The 17,274-nt window shown below is 62.7% G+C and carries 11 protein-coding genes; all 11 read right to left on the reverse strand.

Annotated features, from left to right (window positions below; genetic code table 11):
* Positions 1-41 precede the first annotated feature (41 nt).
* Positions 42-248: a DUF4287 domain-containing protein gene (locus tag E1573_RS07550; RefSeq protein ID WP_133212189.1), complete on the reverse strand. Its 207-nt coding sequence runs from the start codon at positions 246-248 to the stop codon at positions 42-44.
* Between the two features lie 37 nt (positions 249-285).
* Positions 286-3,846 carry a cellulose synthase complex outer membrane protein BcsC gene (bcsC, locus tag E1573_RS07555; RefSeq protein WP_133212191.1) on the reverse strand — a complete coding sequence of 1,187 codons (3,561 nt, stop codon included), beginning with the start codon at positions 3,844-3,846 and terminating at the stop codon, positions 286-288.
* Positions 3,834-4,937 carry a cellulose synthase complex periplasmic endoglucanase BcsZ gene (bcsZ, locus tag E1573_RS07560; RefSeq protein WP_133212193.1) on the reverse strand — a complete coding sequence of 368 codons (1,104 nt, stop codon included), beginning with the start codon at positions 4,935-4,937 and terminating at the stop codon, positions 3,834-3,836. The genes bcsC and bcsZ overlap by 13 nt, the downstream gene beginning before the upstream one ends.
* A complete protein-coding gene (gene bcsB, locus E1573_RS07565) occupies positions 4,934-7,240 on the reverse strand; it encodes a cellulose biosynthesis cyclic di-GMP-binding regulatory protein BcsB (RefSeq protein WP_133212195.1) in 2,307 nt (768 codons plus the stop codon). The genes bcsZ and bcsB overlap by 4 nt, the downstream gene beginning before the upstream one ends.
* The gene (gene bcsA, locus E1573_RS07570) at positions 7,237-9,834 is read right to left on the reverse strand and encodes a UDP-forming cellulose synthase catalytic subunit (RefSeq protein WP_133212197.1); all 2,598 of its coding nucleotides are present in this window, start codon (positions 9,832-9,834) and stop codon (positions 7,237-7,239) included. The genes bcsB and bcsA overlap by 4 nt, the downstream gene beginning before the upstream one ends.
* Entirely contained in the window at positions 9,831-10,556 is a 726-nt protein-coding gene (gene bcsQ, locus E1573_RS07575; protein WP_133212199.1) for a cellulose biosynthesis protein BcsQ, read from the reverse strand. Before bcsQ ends, bcsA begins: the two co-directional genes overlap by 4 nt.
* Entirely contained in the window at positions 10,553-10,765 is a 213-nt protein-coding gene (gene bcsR / locus E1573_RS07580; protein WP_256659490.1) for a cellulose biosynthesis protein BcsR, read from the reverse strand. Before bcsR ends, bcsQ begins: the two co-directional genes overlap by 4 nt.
* Positions 10,766-10,782: 17 nt before the next feature.
* Positions 10,783-12,381, reverse strand: a complete 1,599-nt coding sequence (bcsG, locus tag E1573_RS07585; RefSeq protein ID WP_133212203.1) for a cellulose biosynthesis protein BcsG — start codon at positions 12,379-12,381, stop codon at positions 10,783-10,785.
* Positions 12,374-12,562 (reverse strand): cellulose biosynthesis protein BcsF, encoded by a 189-nt coding sequence (gene bcsF, locus E1573_RS07590; RefSeq protein ID WP_133212205.1) that lies wholly within the window; start codon positions 12,560-12,562, stop codon positions 12,374-12,376. Before bcsF ends, bcsG begins: the two co-directional genes overlap by 8 nt.
* A complete protein-coding gene (gene bcsE, locus E1573_RS07595) occupies positions 12,559-14,091 on the reverse strand; it encodes a cellulose biosynthesis protein BcsE (RefSeq protein WP_256659497.1) in 1,533 nt (510 codons plus the stop codon). The genes bcsF and bcsE overlap by 4 nt, the downstream gene beginning before the upstream one ends.
* Positions 14,092-14,328: 237 nt before the next feature.
* The gene (locus E1573_RS07600; protein WP_133212209.1) at positions 14,329-17,052 is read right to left on the reverse strand and encodes a cation-transporting P-type ATPase; all 2,724 of its coding nucleotides are present in this window, start codon (positions 17,050-17,052) and stop codon (positions 14,329-14,331) included.
* Positions 17,053-17,274 lie beyond the last annotated feature (222 nt).

Here is a 17,274-nt window from a genome sequence, read left to right on the forward strand (position 1 = left end):
AGATGAGCAAGACAGTCGCTCCCACCAAAAGGGGAGCTTCGTCAGCTCGCCAGGTAGTGCGCGACGAGGGCATTGGCATGGCCATGCCCCATTCCGTGCTCGGCTTTCAGCCAAGCCACCATCTCCATGTGTTTCTTGCCGTGCTGGGTTTTGAGCTGATCCAACCAATGCGAAATCGGCTGCCCGTACTTTTTCTCAATCGAAGGAAAGTACGAGGCAGGACCTTTAACTTTTGTGTCTTCACTCACGATGCACACTCCCATTCCATTTGGCTGTTGCCCGGCTTCAACGAAATTCGGCGTAGGGTTTGAGCGGGTTGACCGGCAACGGCAAGTTACCCTGCCAAGGGTCAAAGCTGTAGCGCAGGTAGAGCAATGCACGATTCGGTGAGTAGTCTTCACTGCGCTGCAGAGTGAAGCCGCCGCCAAGTACCCAATGATCATCCAGGCGCCGCTCAACCAGGGCCTGGGCGAGATAGCCCAGGCCTTTGTTGTCATCCCCGCGGCGCACTTCGTTGATGTTGCTGCTGAGCAACGGGCCGTACTGATTGACGATGTCGTCATTGACCGACGACAGCGGAAACGCCCGCTCATCATCGCTACGCGCCCAGGAGTAACCCAGCGAGCCTTCCAGGTACACCGACCAATCCGGATTGCGCCAGGCGTAACTGACCGGCACACCAAACGACAGGTAACGCTGTGGGCTGTAATAACCGCCCTGCCCCAAGGTGTAGCCACTGAGATTGCGGTCGTAGTGCCAGGTCATCGCCGTGGCACCGATGCGCAGCTCTTCGTCGACGCGATTGATCAAGCGGTAGTAGTACCCGCCCATAACCCGCCAGCGCGTGTTGTCTTCAACGTTCTTGCCTTGCAACCAGTGGTAGCCCAGGCTCGCCCACACGCCATCGTCCAGGCCACGGTCACGGCTCAGGCCGAGGGTCAGCCCGGTGGCGGTCACTCCCCCCCAACTGATGTCGGTGCGCGGATCCTTGGCACCGGCGTAAGACAACAGCGAGTTGTTCATCGGTCGCCGTGAGCCGGTGAGCGACCAACCGATGCCATGGGTCTTGCCATCAACGGTGACACCACCCAACAGGTTCTGCACCTCAAAGCCCATGGGCGAGGTGCCGATGTCGGCACTGATCCCGTCGCCCTGCCAGCCGACCGCCAGTGTGGTGCCATCGGCGGTTTCTTTGCTGCCGGGGCAGCCGCTGGGGATGGCACCGGCAGCATTGCGACCACGGAACGAACAGGTGCCGAAGGCTTCATGGTGCTGGTCGTTGGCGTCGGTGTCGAAGCTGGCTGCGCGCAGCCCCACCTGTTCGACACGCGCGAAGCCGAGGCCCGCGCCCACCGGCATCTGCGCATGAACCATCGTGGTGGCGGTGGTCAGGTCGGAAATGCCTTTGGCACCGTCGTTGTCACGCCAGCCATAATCCTGCTGCACAGTCACAGTCGGGCTCTGGCGCTGGTAGAGCTGGTCGACGTCGCGACGCAGGCTTTGCCGTAACCAGTCATCGTCATCCTTGGCCCGGCTGGCGCGGGTCAGGGCAATGTTGTCGCGAGGGCTGGCCTGCTCAGCTGTCAGCAGATCGGCATCGCGCATGGCCAGCGCGTAGTAGTCCAATGCCTGATCAGCCTGTTCGCGTGGCACCATGCGTGCCAGATCGCGGTAAAGCAGTGCGTCGGGCGAGGTCTTGCGCCGGGCAACATCGGCCAGCAGCACCCGCGCTTTATCAGGCTCGCCAACAGCCGCCCAGGCATTGCCCAGACGGCGGCGTTGATCAACTTGCTCGGCCGGAATCTGCGCCTCAAGCGCCGGCAATTGTTGCCGTGCTGCGCGGGTGTCGCCCTGCTCGATCAACACCTCAATGTGCCCCAGGCGCGCTGACGGGTTGTCCGGTTGCAGGGCCAGCATACGGGTGTAGTAACCGTCGGCAGCACTGAGGTTGTTCGACTGCCGCGCCCAGCCGGCCAACTGCTGCAAATCACCCAACTGCTGCGCCACGGGCTGACGGCTGCTCAACTGCCCTTCAAGCAACGCCATTGCCCCGGCAGTATCACCGCTGTCGGCCAGTGCGCGGGAGCGATCCAGCAGCACCTGACGCTGCAAGCGTTGATGCAACGCCTGCATGCCATCGTTCCACTGCGTTGTTGGCACCCGTGCCAACGTATCCAGCCCAGCCTGACTGCGGCCGTCCGCCTCCAGGTACAAACCGTGAGCGAAACGCGCTGTCGGCTCCTGGCCCTGACGCGACAACAGGTCAGCGAATACCGCGTCAGCCTGGCTGCCCTTGCCCTGCATGCGCAAGGCGCGCGCCAGGTCAGCCGCTAGCCAGGGGTCATTGGCAGCAAGCTGACGAGCCTGAGTCAACTGGCGCTGCGCCTGAACCCAGTCTTCTTGCGCCAGCGACTGCCGCGCTTGGGTACGCAACAGCTCCAGCTGTGAACTGCGACCATCGGGTTGACTACCGCCAGACGGCGCCGCCCACTGCCGCTGCTTCGCCGGCAGGCTGGCGACATAACGCGAATAGCGCGCCGGGGATTGTGCTTGATACAACCGTGACAACGCGCGCACGGTGTTTTCGTTGCCCGGCTGCAGGCGCGAGGCTTGCAAATAGTACTGCTCAGCCTGCGGCAGCTGCTTGCGCGCCATGGCTACATTACCCAGACCGAGCAATGCCAGCGGCTCTTTCGGGTCGCGTGTAGCGGCTTCCTGATAGGCCTGCTGAGCGGCGCCGTACTGGCGTGCCTGCAAGGCCTGGCGACCGCGCTGCATCAACAACCAGTACTCGGTAGAGGCCAGCAGTTCGTGCCATTTGCTGAGGATGTAGGTGTCCTGTTCTTCCGCCACCGCCTGTTTGAGCCAGTCGACGGCCTCCTGACGCCGCCCCTGGCGCGCCAGGGCCAGGCCCAGGTAGCCCTTGAGCGTGGCATCTTTCGGGTAGGCAGCCAAGGCTTTGCGCAAGTTGCGTTCGGCCAGCGCGGGGGTGCGCTTCTCAACCAGCATGCGAATGCCGAGCTGCCCGGCGCGCCAGGCCGGGTCGCCGGTCAGCTTGAGTTGCCCAGCCAGCAGTTCCTGCACTTGTGCCTCGTGACTATCCCCCGGATAACGTTCAAGGAACGCCTGCCAGGCGCGCACGCTGGCATCACTGATCGGTTGCTTGCTCAGGTAGGCGTATTCGAGGTTGGCTGCCTGGCTGCGTGACTGGCTTTCGCCGGCCATGCGCTTGACCACCACCAGCGCCTCGTCGTTTCGTTTGGCGCGAAACAATTGCTCGGCAAGAAACTGCTGTAACTCAGGGCTGCCGGGATACTGCTTGTCGAGGGCGTAAAGGTGCTCGATGGTGGTGGGCAGTTGGTCGGGCAGTCGACTGCGGATGCGCCAGTACTCCAGCGCCAGCTCAAGGCTCGGCGGCGCGCCTTTGCCGAACGCTGCTTCATAGCGCGTCAACGCTTCCTCAAAGCGTCCGGCGGTGGCCAGCAGGCGGATTTGCTGCAGGGTCTGCTCGCCCTCGCCGCTGCTCATCTCCAGCAACTGCGCCATTTGCCGCTCTTGTGGGCTGCCGGGCGCCAGGCGCTGCAGATCGCTGTACAGTTGCCGGGCACGGTCAAGCTCGCGGGTGCGTACCGCCTGCCGAATCGATGCGGTAAGGGCGTCGAGGTTGTTCGGTTCGAGTAAACGCAGGCGCGCCAGCGAGTCTTCCACCAGGTTCTCGCGATGGGTCGCCTCGCCCAGGCGAATCTGTTGCATCAGCCATTCGCGCTGCTCGCTGCGGTCTGCGGGCTGGGCCAGCAGGGTCATGGGCAGCGCCCCCAGGCACAGCAACGTAGTCAGTTTTCGCATTGCGCAGTTTCCCAGCCTGGTACCAAACGTCCTTTGGCGTCGAATCGATATCGATGCTCATCCCAGCCCTGACCGAACAGGCTCAGCACGCGGTTGTAATAGCCGCTGGCCGGCGTCTGCACCAAGCGCTGGCGCTGTTGCTGCAGGCCGCCCTGTTCCTTGAGCGCGGCCAACATCGGCAGCAGGGCCGCAGAAAAACCGACCGGGCCCTGGCCGCTGCCCTCGCCGCTTTCAACGTTGACGGTTTCTGGCGGTACGCCCTGCTTGAGGGTCAGTGCCACCATCGGCCGATAGCGCTCCAGCAAGGCGTTACGCTCCGCAGCTGATGGATCGAGCATGCCTAGCCACAGATACACGCGAATCGCATCGTAACTGCCCTTGGCACCGTTGACCGGGTCGCGGCGCACACTGCCGTTGTCGGTTACGGCGAGCCAGTCCGGTGCCAGGCCTTTAGGTGCGCTGTCGAGCAGCAGTTTGCGACTGTTGCGCGCCAGTTCATCCCACAGTGGCGCCAACTCGGCGAAGCGCTCCAGTACCTGCGGTGGCAGGTAACTGGTGTTCAGGCGTGTCCCCTGCGCGGTGACAAAACCGCGGTCGCCTGGCAGCAGCATGACCCCCACTCCCGGCAGTGGCCGCAGGGTCTGCGCAGCCACCCGCCAGAGCACCTCGATGGCCAGTTCGCGGTACTCGGCCACGGCCCACAAACGCCCCGCTTCGAGCAGGCTGTAGGCCAGCCACAAGTCGGCGTCGCTGGCGTTGTTGCTGTCGAGTACGCGCCATTTGCCCTGCTCATCCTGGCCCCACTTCCAGGCCGGTAGTTGCTTGCTCAGGTTGCCCCCGGCGAGGTTGTTTTCGGTCCAGTTCAGCAGTTGTTGAAAGCGCTCACGGTCATTGGCCACCAAGGCGAAGAACAGCCCGTAGGTCTGCCCTTCGGAGGTGCTGATACGCCCTTGGGCAGGGTCGATCACCCGGCCATCGGCGCTCATCAGGTCACTTTTGAACTGCTCCCAGGCCGGCCAGCAACCGGCCGCCGCCGCAACCGAGGCGACCAGCCACAGCGCCCCACCCAACAGCCACTTGGTGGCGGTCATTCTTTACCCTCGGCCAGACGACGGCGGGCTACCCAGGCCAGCAAGCGCCAGGCCACCACGCCCAACAGCACGATGCTCAAAACGGCGCCCAGGGCCAACAGCACTGGGTGATAGGAGAGCTTCACCCACAGCAGCATCCACCACGGCAGACGGCCAACGAAGTAGGTGTCGCCGACGTAGTGGCTGCTGACACCGCTGCTACGGATCAAGCTGACCGAACCGCCAATATGATCATTGAGTTTGCCGGGGTCGGTCAGGGCCTGACGCAACAGTTTGTAGTCGGCATCGTCAGTGGCCAGCAACGCGACAATGCTGCGTTGCTTGTGCAACGGTGACTGCATGCCGGTGATCGCCGCAATCGGCGCCCGCGCCACTACGTCCACCTGGCTGGCGGGCTTGTTGCGCACATCTTCGCGCAGGCGTTGCACACTGCTGGCATCCAGTGGCCACGGTGAGCGCGCCTGACGCAGCCAGTCGCGGGAACGGTCGAGCAGCAAGTTCAGCTCGCGGCCGCTGCCGTTACGCAAATCATCCGGCAACGGGCCCAGTACCAGCAGATCGGCGTCGGCCTTTGCGGCTGCGGCCCAATCGTCAGCAATGGTCAACCCCACGGCCGGGTAACCAATACGCGAGGCCATGCCTGCGACCAGATCCAGCATGGTGCCCACTTGCAGCTCATTGGGTTTGACCGGCATCAGCAGCAAGGTCTGCGACAGGTCGGCCATGCGGCTGAACGGGAAGGCACTGCGGGCAAAGGCACGCAGGTCGGGCATGGCGATGTAGTGGTAGTAGCCGGACAGATCGATGGTCGAGTTCTCATCGATGGCTGCCTGCACGTCCGCTGGCAGGAACGTCTGGCACTGGCCGTTCTGGGCGTTGCCGACCTTGCTGGCAAAGCTGAAGTCGTAGCGCAGTTTATTACGGTCTTCGACTTTGGCCGCTGGCACCAAGGTCTTGTCGGACAGCGTCGAGCTGTCGGCCGAGAACACCTGAGTGCGCAACGCCTGCAACGCAGCGCCCATGCCATCGGAGCCCGGCAGTGGAATGCTGCCGACAAAATGATCGTTCAGGCGAATGGTCAGCCGGGATTCATCCGTGACCACCGGTGGCGTGTAGCGGTACAAGGTCTGCACTGCCACCCCCTGATTGCGCCACACGAACAGGTCCGATGGCAGGTTCAATGTCAGCTCGATCGGCTGAGGCCGCAGGCCGTTGACCTGCAGCTGCCCTGGATAGTCGAGCAATTCGGCAAAGCGCACCGGGCGATCAGTGCGTACCCAGTTCGGCGCATCGTAGGGCTCACGTGGTTTGAGCGCTTCGACGGCCTGCACCGCCACCCGCGAGCCGCGGAACAGGTCAGTGCCCACCGCCAATGCCGACGCAGCCTTGACCAGGTCTTCTTCGTTGCGCCCCAGCACCAGCAATACCTTGCTGTAGCGGTTGTCTGGGTGGGTGATCTGCTGGATCACCGGCCCGTCTACCGGCGGAAACTGCTCGGGGTCTGCGAGAAACGCCGGGCGCCGGTCGTTGGTGGCAAACACGATGCTCGGCACTGGCTGTGTGGCGCTCTGCGCGGGTAACTGGTTGTACAACACCGGGAAGGTTGCCAGGCGCCACTTGGCCTTGCTGCCGAAGTACGAGGCGAGAATCGCCGCCGCCTTCTGCTCACCCAGCCCTGGGCTCGCGGCGAACACCATTGGGATGCTCAGCTGGTCGGTGTCGCGTGCATCGAAGTACGGCAGCGGGAAATACGCCAGGTCGTTGTCGGTCACCAGCGCCTGTTCATCGACACGGATCACGCTGTTACGGTTGAGGTTCAACCACAGCGAGCTGTGGGCCGGGTCTTCGCAGATGTCGGTGTAATGGCCGACGAACTCCACGCGAACGCGGTTGAAGTCCTGCACCAGTTTCGGGTCCAGGGCCATACGCTGCTGACGTTGTTGACCGATGTCGTCGGCGCTGATCGGCACCACCCCCATCAGCGCGTCATTGAGGTACACACGCAAATGCGACAAACGCGGCACCAGCGCCGGTGACGGGGTGAAGTTCAGTTCCAGCTCGACGCTGCTGGCGAGGCGGTCGCGGCGCAAGCTGAATTCGATCTGATCGCTGTTGCGCACGCCCATCAGCAGGCTGTCGCTGCCGCGGCCAAGGCTCTCGAAAGTTTGCGCACGCAACCAATGCGGCACCTGGGGCGCGGCGGCCGACGGCGCTGATTCCTCTTCGGCCGCCAGCGAAAAGGGCAAGCCCAGGGCAGCCAGCAGCAAGGTCAGGGTCAAGGGAGACAGGAATGAACGCTTCATGTCGTACTCTTCATTGAGTCAGTAGGAATGGGACGCGGCATGCGCGGGAAGAAGCTCAGCAACCAACGCGCAAGACCTATGAACGGCATGACCGGCAGGCGCACCCAGGCCGGGGCGTATTCGATGACCCGGTAGTAGCCCATGGCACCCAGCGCCAGCACATCGAAGAAACTGCGCAACGGTCGGTCCGGCACATGGCTGTCAGTCCAGCCCAGCCAGTTGTCGGCGCGGGCAAAGGTGCACTGCACGTAATCAATACGCTGCTGAACGCTCAGCTGCGCGAGGCTGATACCAATCTGGCGGTCAACGCTACGCATGACCCGGCCCGGGAAGACGAACTCACGCCCTGCCCGCTCCAGCAGCAACTGCACCTCGGTGTCTGGCGCCAACGGGCGGGCAGTTTCCAGCTCGATCCCGGCACCGCCGTCGGAGTAGTCGTAGAGCTGGCCCGGGTACAGGTGGCCGTCCGGCAAACGCAAAGCCGCCGGCAGTTTCACCGGCACACGCTGGAAGCGCCGCACCTGGCGCACCTCGGCGGCTACCGCCAGCGCAGCACCGATCAGCAACAGGTTGTAGATCACCCACAGCGAGCTGACGATCACCGTGCCGTACTCGTTGCTCGGCCCGTACATGAAGCGCCATACCGCGAAGGCCAGCCCGACAAAATTCAACGCCGCCAGCACCAGGTATGGCCGAGCAATGCGCCAGTCGAGCCGGTCGCTTTCGTTCATGCCGCCTTTGACCGTGACGTCGAACTTGCCGCGCTTGGGCGAGAACAGTGCCACCAGGGTCGGGCGCATGATGTACCAGGCCAGAACCGACTCGTAGACCTCCCCCCAGAAGGTTTGCCGATAAGGCCCCTGAACCCGTGAGTTGACCAGGCTGGCGTGGAGCATGTGCGGCAACACGTAAAGCAACAGCAACACCGCCGGGGCGTAAATCACATAGGCATGCAGCAGCAGAAAGGCCAACGGCGCGGTCAGGAAGATCAGCCGCGGCAAGCCGGAAAGAAAATGCAGCATGGCGTTGGCGTAGCACAGGCGCTGGAACAGGCTCAGGCCTTTGCCCAACAACGGGTTATCCATACGGAAAATCTGCACCATGCCGCGCGCCCAGCGGATGCGCTGGCGCACGTGAGCTGCCAGGCTGTCTGTCGCCAGGCCCGCCGCCAGCGGAATGCGCATGTAGGCCGAGTTCCAGCCGGCGCGGTGCAGGCGCAAGGCGGTGTGGGCATCTTCGGTCACGGTCTGGGTGGCGAAACCACCGATGTCGTCCAGGGCTGCACGGCGCAGCACCGCGCACGAACCGCAGAAGAACGTGGCGTTCCACAGGTCATTGCCGTCCTGGATCAAGCCGTAGAACAGTTCGCCTTCGTTGGGTTTACGCCGGAACGAGCCCAGGTTGTGCTCGAATGGGTCGGCGGAGAAGAAATGATGCGGGGTCTGCACCAGGGCCATTTTCGGGTCTTGCAGGAACCAGCCGACGGTCAATTGCAGGAAAGCGCGCACCGGTATGTGGTCACAGTCGAACACCGCCACCAGATCACCCGTCAGGCGCTCCAGCGCATGGTTCAGGTTACCCGCCTTGGCGCCACGGTTGTCGTGGCGGTCGATGTAGCCCACCCCGACTTCTTTGGCAAAACTGCGAAACGCCGGGCGGGCGCCGTCATCGAGGATATACACCTTGAGCTTGTCGCGCGGCCAGTCCAGGCCCAGCGCAGCCATTACGGTGGTACGAATCACCGACAGGTCTTCGTTGTAGGTCGGAATCAGCAAGTCGACCGTCGGCCACTGGCTGCGGTCTTGCGGCAGCGCCAGTACCGGGCGGCGCAACGGCCAGACGCTTTGCACAAAGCTGAGGATCAGCACCAGCCAGGAATAGGTTTCGGCCAGCAGCAGGATCATGCCCAGGATCAGGTCGAGATCATTGGCCCAATGCAGGGTCGAGGTGTAGCGCCACCACAGGTAACGGCACGAGATGGTGATCGACAGGATGATCATCATCAACGTGGGGAAACGCCCGGGCATGTAGCGCATCAACATCGCCAGTGCACCCAGGGTGAGGACGAAAATCAACTGCGCGTACAGGTTGAAAGGTGAGGTGATGCACAACAGGGCGATAACCAAGCCCACCACCGCCAAGAGCCAATAGAACACACGCTCGCCGGTTGAACCACTGGCCTTGATCCGGCGCTGAGTCTGGGCCAGAGCATCGCTGTGGCCAATCAGGCGCGGCAGCCTGCGCATCAACCCCACCAGCGGCAGACGCACCCGTTGCACCAGGTTGAACACACCACGCCCCAGGCGCTGCAGCCAGCGCACACCACGCCCGCGCTTGAGGTCAGCCCCGCGTGCCGGACGGGCGGGCCGCAACAGCAGCAGCCAGAGGGTCTGCACCAGGCCGCGCAGCGGATCGCCCAGGCTTGGGCGTTTGTTGGCCAGTTGCGGGTAATAGTGCCGCCAGTGACGCAACAGGCGCTGCCAGTGGGGTGAGTCCAGACGCAGAAACACCCAGGCCAGCACCGCCCCGACACTGAGCACCGCCGCCGTAAATGGCCGGGCGCCGCGTTGCCGGTAGGCGCGATAGCGACTCATGCCCGATGCTCCTGTGCCAGCAGCCAGGTCGCCAGGCTGCGCAGGTCATGGCTGGCCAGTGAGTCGGGGGCGTAGTAACCCACCGGGCATTTCCAGGCCAGGGCGCCGGCCATGGCTTCATCGCGGTGAACCACCTGGGGAATCAACTGTGGGTGGCGTTCGCCCCACAGCAACAGCAGGTCGCGCTGCAACTGGCTGATCGGATCGAAACGGTTGATCAGCAGGTGGTCACTGCCCGCCCCTTCAACACTCAACAGGGCGTGGCAGGCTGCGTCTGCCTCGAGTACGCGCAAACGCACGGCGGTCTCTGGCAACGCCGGCGCCGCCACTTCGTTCCCCGGTAAGATGGCCGGGGTATCCAGCACGATCCAGTCGAAATGCGCCTGCAAGGTGTGCAAACGTTGCGACCACCGCTGAGCGTCCTGGCGCTGTGCCAGGGCGTTGAAGTCGGCCAGCGGCAACTGACCGAACGGTAACAGGCACAGCCCCTCTTCAACTTGCAGCAACGCTTCACTCCAGCGGCCTTCAGCGGCGCTTTCAGCCGTGGCCCAGCCTTCGGTTGAGCCCAGGGCCAGGTTGAAGTGCAGGCGCAACAGGTTGCGCGGCTGCAGATCAACCATCAGCACCCGCTGCTGCAGCCTGTGTAGCGCAAAGCCCAGGCCGGCAACCAGCGCGGTGGTACCCACGCCGCCACGCAAACCGCTCAGTACCACCACCGTCATACGCGTGGTACCGGCTGGTCGGCTGGCACTGGTGCGGCACCGCTGTCGCTGACCCAGCCTTCACTTTCGGCCAGCAACGGCCAGCGTCGGCAGGCCGCCAGCAATTCGGCCTCGCGGCTGATGTCCTGATAGGCCATGTCTTCATCCCCCAGACGCTGCTTGAGCCGGGCGATGTCATCGCTTTGCTGCTTACGGTCGTCGCTGGTCATAGCGCCTCCTCTCATACTCATTCGGGGTAAAGCATCCATTGGGTTTGCCCCTTGATGCGCACATAGGGCCTGCCCTGGAACTCGACCACTGCAGAATCGGAGTTCTCTGAAACGGCCGACGTGGTCGGCAAATCGTGAGTCAACGCGGCCAGATCAAGCGGGCCACCCTGCTGCGCATACAGACGCGCAATCAGCTCGGACACCGCCAGGTAACTGGCCGACGTGGTGACATGCTGCGGACCCTGCTGGTCGTTCTCGCCCATGTTGATCAGCTTGATACCCACCGGCACATGGGTGATCGAACGCGAAGGGATTTCGCGCATGCCGGAGATCTGCATGCGGTCACCGTGCACCGCCGCGCCATGCTCGGGCACCAGCACCAGTACCACCCGACGCCCGCTCTGCTGGATCATGTCGATGAACTGGTCGATGTCATCGAGGAAGTTTTTCGCCCGCTCCTGGAACGAGGCACGGCGGGTGCTGCCGTCGGCATTGGTAATGCGGTTGCCGTCATGCAGGGTGATGGTGTTGTAGAACAACGACACCGCCGGTTTGTCTTCCTTGAGCCGATGTGTCCACCAGGTGCGCAGCACGTCGCGATCGCGGGCAATGTTGGCGCCGTCGTACGACTTCAGCGCGGTGGGGAATTCATCGCTGCTCATCAGTGGCGGCGGCAAGTGCTGGCCGGCCAGGAAGGTCATGTATTTGCGGGTGATCGGGCCGTTGTGGTTGAGCATCAGCTCCGGGCTGTAACCGAGTTTGGCGAGGTTATCGAAGAGCATGCACTGCGCATTCGCCGGCTCGTAGAGCTGGATGTGGTGCGGCTGACCACAACTGGCGCGCAGCATACGAATGGCCGCCGGGCCACTGTAGGAGGTGGCCGAGTTGAAGCGGTCGAACACCACGTTCATGCGCCGGAACAAGGCGTTGTCGCGCATGCCGGCATCTTCCAGGTCGTCCCAGGCCAGCGAACAGACGTTGAGCACCAACAGGTCGAAGGGCTCAGCCGAGGGATTGGCGTCCGGGAAGCGTGTCACCTTGCCGGCCTGCTCGCGGTAGAACTGCTCCAGCCAGGCGTCGATGGCTTTGCTTTCCGCCAATGGGCTGTCGGCGCCTTGGGCGGCGCTGGTTTCGCTGGCAACCGTTTGCGTCGCCACGTGAAAAGCGGGCAAGGCACCGGCCAGATACACCCACAACAGTAGCGCGACGCTGATCAGGGTCAGGCGCACCCAGGGGGCAATGAACAGGTAAGCCAAGCCGAGGGCGAAGAGCACGCCGAGCACATCCCAGTTAACGAAGCGCCCAAGCAGGTCGATGACATAGTCAACGGAAAACGCCAGTACCTCGGACTGCTCGAACAAGCGACGAAACGGCGGGTACCAGGTGTCTTTGTAGAGCAATGCGGCACCCAGCGGCACGGCAATGATGTTACGCACGCGCGGTAGCCAAGGCCCCGGCAAAGGCAGCAGCAGGCCAGCGGCAAACAGCAGGTTGAGCAGTGGATTGAAGTCCAGCAGGCCCATCCACAGCAACACGAACTTGCCCAGAAAGTACAAGTTCCATAACCCAAGCTCCGGCCACTTCAGCGCCGGTGCGGTGGCGACCGCATCACTCATGGACGCCCTCCTTGTCGGCATCATGGCTGATGCGTACACCGCGGGCGATCAGGTGGCGCGGTGGCAGGCGACGTTCAAACCAGGTGAGCAAACGTCTTCCCAGCACGAAGGTGATGATGGCCAGCGGTGCCGTCACCAAGGCTGTCAGGCCGATGACCCACAGCAGCTCGTCATAGGTCATTGACGTGACTCCAGCGATTGCAATGAAAGGGGTTGAGGACGCAACGGGCGGAACGCCTCGGCGTCGGCTTGCGTGTTAGCCGCGATCTGCAAGGTGGCATCGGCGGGTGCCTCGGCATCGGACTGGAACTGCGGCAGTGGCAGTACCTGCGAGGGCAAGACACTTTCATAACCGGCAAGGACATTGTGCCAAGGCAGACGAAACACATTGCGCAACGCGGCATCGACCAGCGAAGGGCTGCAGGCAAACAGGAACAGGTACGCCACCCCCTCGGCGACACAGGCAATGTCGCCATAGCGGCGCAACTGCAATTGCTGTAACACCAGGGTGGGATTGAGCGTGGGCACCGGCTGCAAACGCAGGAGCTGATGACGAACCTCGGTGCCGACCGTGTTGTCGCTCATCTTTTTTACCGCCGCAGCAAACGCTTTAGGTGAAAGGCTGCCGCGCACATGCAACGGTTGCAGACGCGTCAGCAGGCTCGAAGGTTCGGCGGCCATGGGGCGCTGCCAGCGATGCCCCTGGATCGAGCGCACCAAGGTCAGAAAGCGCAGAAACGGGGTGCCCTGCGGCACGATCAGGTTGGCGCCGCTGGCCAGCAGCAGCTGCTCTTCATGCTGACGCATGCCCTGCAGCATTTCGCGCACTATCAGCTTGACCGACCGCCCGCAATGGCTACGCAGTTGGTACAGGCGCGTAGCAAGCGCGTTGACATCGTCGCTCCCGCCCAAGGCGAAAATCACCGTCGCTGCCTGGGCATCCATGGCCCGCTCCAACAGGGCATCGGCAGACTCAAACAACTGCCACTGAGCTGTGGGCGGCGCCTCACTGCCGAGTACCGCCGTTTGCGCCAACACCTGACGCTGATCATTGGTTGTCGGCGCGACGTTGTCATCCTCAGGGCGTGACGACACGCGAAACCCACTGCCCTCGTCGAGCAGGAGAAAATCATGCGGCCCGTTCACGCCCGAATCGTTGCTCCAGAAGTGCACCAGCAGGTGCCTCGCGCCTTGGGCGATGTAGACCTGGGCCAGGCCGGAGAGGTTGTCGTTGTGACGCACCAGAATGTCGAGCAACGCCGGGGGCGGCGTGTCGCCTACCACCAGCAGCGTACTGCCGACCGAACGCAGCCAGTCCTGCGCGCGGGAACACCACAGCGCCAGGTCCTCGGCCACCAGCTCGTCCCAACCACTGTGCGGCACGCGGATCAACCACAAGGCGTTGTCACCGCCGCGTACCCGCGGCACGTCTTGACGCACAGCCTGGATCAAGCGCTTGGTGGACATTTTCGGTAAGTCGAACAGGGTCAGATGCCCTGGCCCGCGTTCATCGGCAATGGCCTTGACCAGATCGCGCGAAGCGCCCGCCGCATTCACCAGCAAGGCCCGCGCCGAAGCCGGCAAGCTGGCCAACAATTGCGTGCACAGCCGGTCGGCGGTGTCCGGCGACTCGCAGGTCAGCCAGTAAAGACCACCGATGCGCATAGTGGCGTGTTTGTCGGGTAAGCCGGGCAATACCGGTGTCGACACATGCAATGGCCACCTCCTGGAGGGCAATGATTACGGTTCAATCCGTCAGGCGCGCAAAATTGTGAAATGCGTGCCGCACACGCCTCGATTGTGTCGAGGGTGCTGGGGTTAGAAAGATGAACGAGCCTGCAGCAAAGACTTTAGACCGTTTTTCCAGGTCGCAAGGCGTTTGCTCGGTAGTAGGAGAAAATCCTGAAGCGGCTGCACACCCCGGCACGCGGGGTGTGCAGGGCATGACTATGTTCGTTTGCTTGCCTTCCAACGACGCACCACCAGTTTTTCGAGTTCGACTGCGAAGAAAACCAGTACACCAATCGCCAATGCCACCATCCAGTTACTGAAGGTCAATGGCACGGTATGGAACGCCGTTTGCATGAAGGGCACGTAGAATAACAGGCACTGCAGCAAGATCAAACCCAATGTGACTGTCAGCAACGCGCCGTTACGTATCAGGGCCCAATTAAGCGAGAACTGATCCTGCAGGCGGCAGTTGAACAAATAGGCCCATTGCGCCGTAACCAACGTGTGCAGAATCATCGTGCGAATGTGGTCAACGTCCTGGCCGTCGGCGACCATCCAGTCCTCCAGCAAAAACGCCGCCGCCGTAAGCAATCCGCCCACGAACAGCACACGCCACACTGCATAGCCGTTGAGTATCGACTCGCTGGCCTTTCTTGGTGTGCGGCGCATCATCCCCGCCTCACCCGGTTCGAACGCCAAGGCGAACGACAAGGTGGTCGAGGTGGCCATGTTCATCCACAGAATCTGCAACGGTGACAACGGCACCACCGCGCCCACCAGCAGCGCCATGACTATCAACAGGCCTTGCGCCATGTTGGTCGGCAGAATGAACAGCACGGTCTTTTTCAGGTTGTCGTAAACCCGGCGCCCTTCACGTACGGCGTTGGTGATGGTCGAGAAGTTATCGTCGGTCAACACCATGTCGGCCGCTTCCTTGGTGACCTCGGTGCCTTTGATGCCCATGGCGATGCCCACATCGGCCTGTTTCAGCGCCGGGGCATCGTTGACGCCATCGCCAGTCATGCCGACCACTTGGCCGTTGGCCTGCAATGCACGCACCAGGCGCAGCTTGTGTTCGGGGCTGGTACGGGCGAACACCGAATGCTGCATGGCCACACGCTTGAGGGTGTTGTCGTCAGTCTGCTCCAACTCCTTGCCGGTCATGGCCCGCAGGTCGTTGCCCATGCCCAGCATACGGGCGATGGCAACAGCGGTGTCCGGGTGATCGCCGGTGATCATCTTCACCTCGATCCCCGCTTGCTTGCACAGGGCAATCGCCTCTATCGCTTCCGGTCGTGGAGGGTCCATCAGCCCGGCTACGCCGAGGAACACCATGCCCTGGCGCAAGTCGTCGTGATCAATTTCACCACCCGCCTCGGGTACCGGGCGGTAAGCAGCGGCCAGCATACGCAAGCCATGCTCGGCAATGTGGCTCATCTCCCGTTCCCAGTAGTCACGGTCCAGCGGCTGCGGACCGTCCACCCCCAGTTGCTGCTCGCACATACTCAGCAGCACATCCGGAGCGCCTTTGAGGTAAATCAGCCGTTGCCCATCGACATCGCAGCGCCGGGCCATGTACTTGTAAGCCGAGTCGAAGGGGATCTTGCCCAGGCGTTGCACTTCGACAGGTGCCAGATCGGCTTTGCGCGCCAGCACCTTCAGTGCACCTTCAGTGGGGCCGCCCACCACCGTCCAGCGTCCATCGTCATCACGCTGCAGGCTGCTGTCGTTGCAGATGTCTACGGCACGGATGAACGCCACCAGATTAGGGTGCTCCGCCCAATCCAGCGCCTCCGTGGCCCCGGCCAAGGTGATGCGCCCCCGCGGTTCGTAGCTCTCCCCGCCTACGCCGTAAAAGCGGTTGGCGGTCAGCACCTGCTTGACCGTCATCTCGTTCATGGTCAGGGTGCCGGTCTTGTCCGAGCAGATCACATTCATCGCGCCCAGGGTCTCTACCGTAGGCAGCTTGCGGATGATCGCCTTGTTGTTCGCCATGCGCTGCACGCCCAGCGAGAGAATGATCGACACAATCGCCGGCAAGCCTTCGGGCACCGAGGCCACCGCCAGGCTGATCAGCGACAGTGACAGCTCACCCAGCGGGTAGCCGTGCCAGAAGAAGCCGATGATAAACAGCAGCACCATCATGCCGACAATCAACTGGAAGATGCGCTTGCCCAGCTGACCGATCTGGCGCAACAACGGCGTTTCGGTCTCATCCACGGTGGAGATCATGTGGTTGATCTTGCCCAGCTCGGTGTGGACGCCTGTTTCGATCACCACACCTTTGGCGTTGCCAGCACTGACACTGGTGCCCGAGAACGCCAGGTTAGTGCGGTCGGCCAGTTGTGCGTCGTGGTCCAGCGCCTCGGTTTGCTTGGCGACGGTGAGCGATTCGCCGGTCAGCATCGACTCCTCGACCTGCAGGTGGTGCACCTCGAACAAACGTACATCGGCAGGGATCTTGTCGCCCGGACGCAACACCACCACATCGCCCGGTACCAGTTCGCTGGCATCGATCTCCAGCTTCTGACCATTGCGCACCACACGGGCGGTGCTGCTGAGCATGCCACGCAGGGCAGCCAGGGATTTCTCGGCCTTGTTCTCTTGAAAAAAACCGATGGCGGCGTTGATCACCGCCACGATGACGATCACCAGGGTATCGGTCCAATGCCCCATCAGCGCCGTGGCCAATGCCGCCGCCAGTAGAATATAGATGAGCACATCGTTGAAATGCCGGGCAAAGCGCAGCCAAATGGGGTCTACGGCCTTGGCCGGCAACGCATTAGGCCCCAGGCGCAGCAACCGTTCCCTGGCCTCCTGAGGTGCAAGCCCGGCCTTGTCAGTTTGCAGATCGGCCATGCTTTGCTCGGCGCTTTTGCGATACCAAGGCCGTGCGCTACTGCTGGTGGTGCTAGGCGTTTGCGGTTGCAATGATCCCATACCGTCCTCCCGGCGTTCGTCCTGAAGTGGATGAGTCAAGCAGCGATTGTGCGAAATGTCGCTATCCACCCCGGTGTACACATCGTGGTGGACCATTTTTGCGCCCAGCAGGACGTAAGGGCTTGATGCAGATCAGCAATACTGGGAGCGGTGGGAGCGGGCTTGCTGTAGGAGCGGGCTTGCCCCGCGATGCGATGTGTCTGATACACCGCAATCGCGGGG

The sequence above is a fragment of the Pseudomonas sp. H9 genome (assembly GCF_004353925.1).
Taxonomy (GTDB): Bacteria; Pseudomonadota; Gammaproteobacteria; order Pseudomonadales; family Pseudomonadaceae; genus Aquipseudomonas.

Bases quoted from the DNA above. Each gene is read 5' to 3' on its own strand.
- E1573_RS07600 (WP_133212209.1), bottom strand. From the start codon at position 17,052: ATGGGATCATTGCAACCGCAAACGCCTAGCACCACCAGCAGTAGCGCA.
- bcsQ (WP_133212199.1), bottom strand. From the start codon at position 10,556: ATGACGGTGGTGGTACTGAGCGGTTTGCGTGGCGGCGTGGGTACCACC.
- bcsG (WP_133212203.1), bottom strand. From the start codon at position 12,381: ATGAGTGATGCGGTCGCCACCGCACCGGCGCTGAAGTGGCCGGAGCTT.
- bcsF (WP_133212205.1), bottom strand. From the start codon at position 12,562: ATGACCTATGACGAGCTGCTGTGGGTCATCGGCCTGACAGCCTTGGTG.
- bcsR (WP_256659490.1), bottom strand. From the start codon at position 10,765: ATGACCAGCGACGACCGTAAGCAGCAAAGCGATGACATCGCCCGGCTC.
- bcsA (WP_133212197.1), bottom strand. From the start codon at position 9,834: ATGAGTCGCTATCGCGCCTACCGGCAACGCGGCGCCCGGCCATTTACG.
- bcsZ (WP_133212193.1), bottom strand. From the start codon at position 4,937: ATGACCGCCACCAAGTGGCTGTTGGGTGGGGCGCTGTGGCTGGTCGCC.
- bcsB (WP_133212195.1), bottom strand. From the start codon at position 7,240: ATGAAGCGTTCATTCCTGTCTCCCTTGACCCTGACCTTGCTGCTGGCT.
- bcsC (WP_133212191.1), bottom strand. From the start codon at position 3,846: ATGCGAAAACTGACTACGTTGCTGTGCCTGGGGGCGCTGCCCATGACC.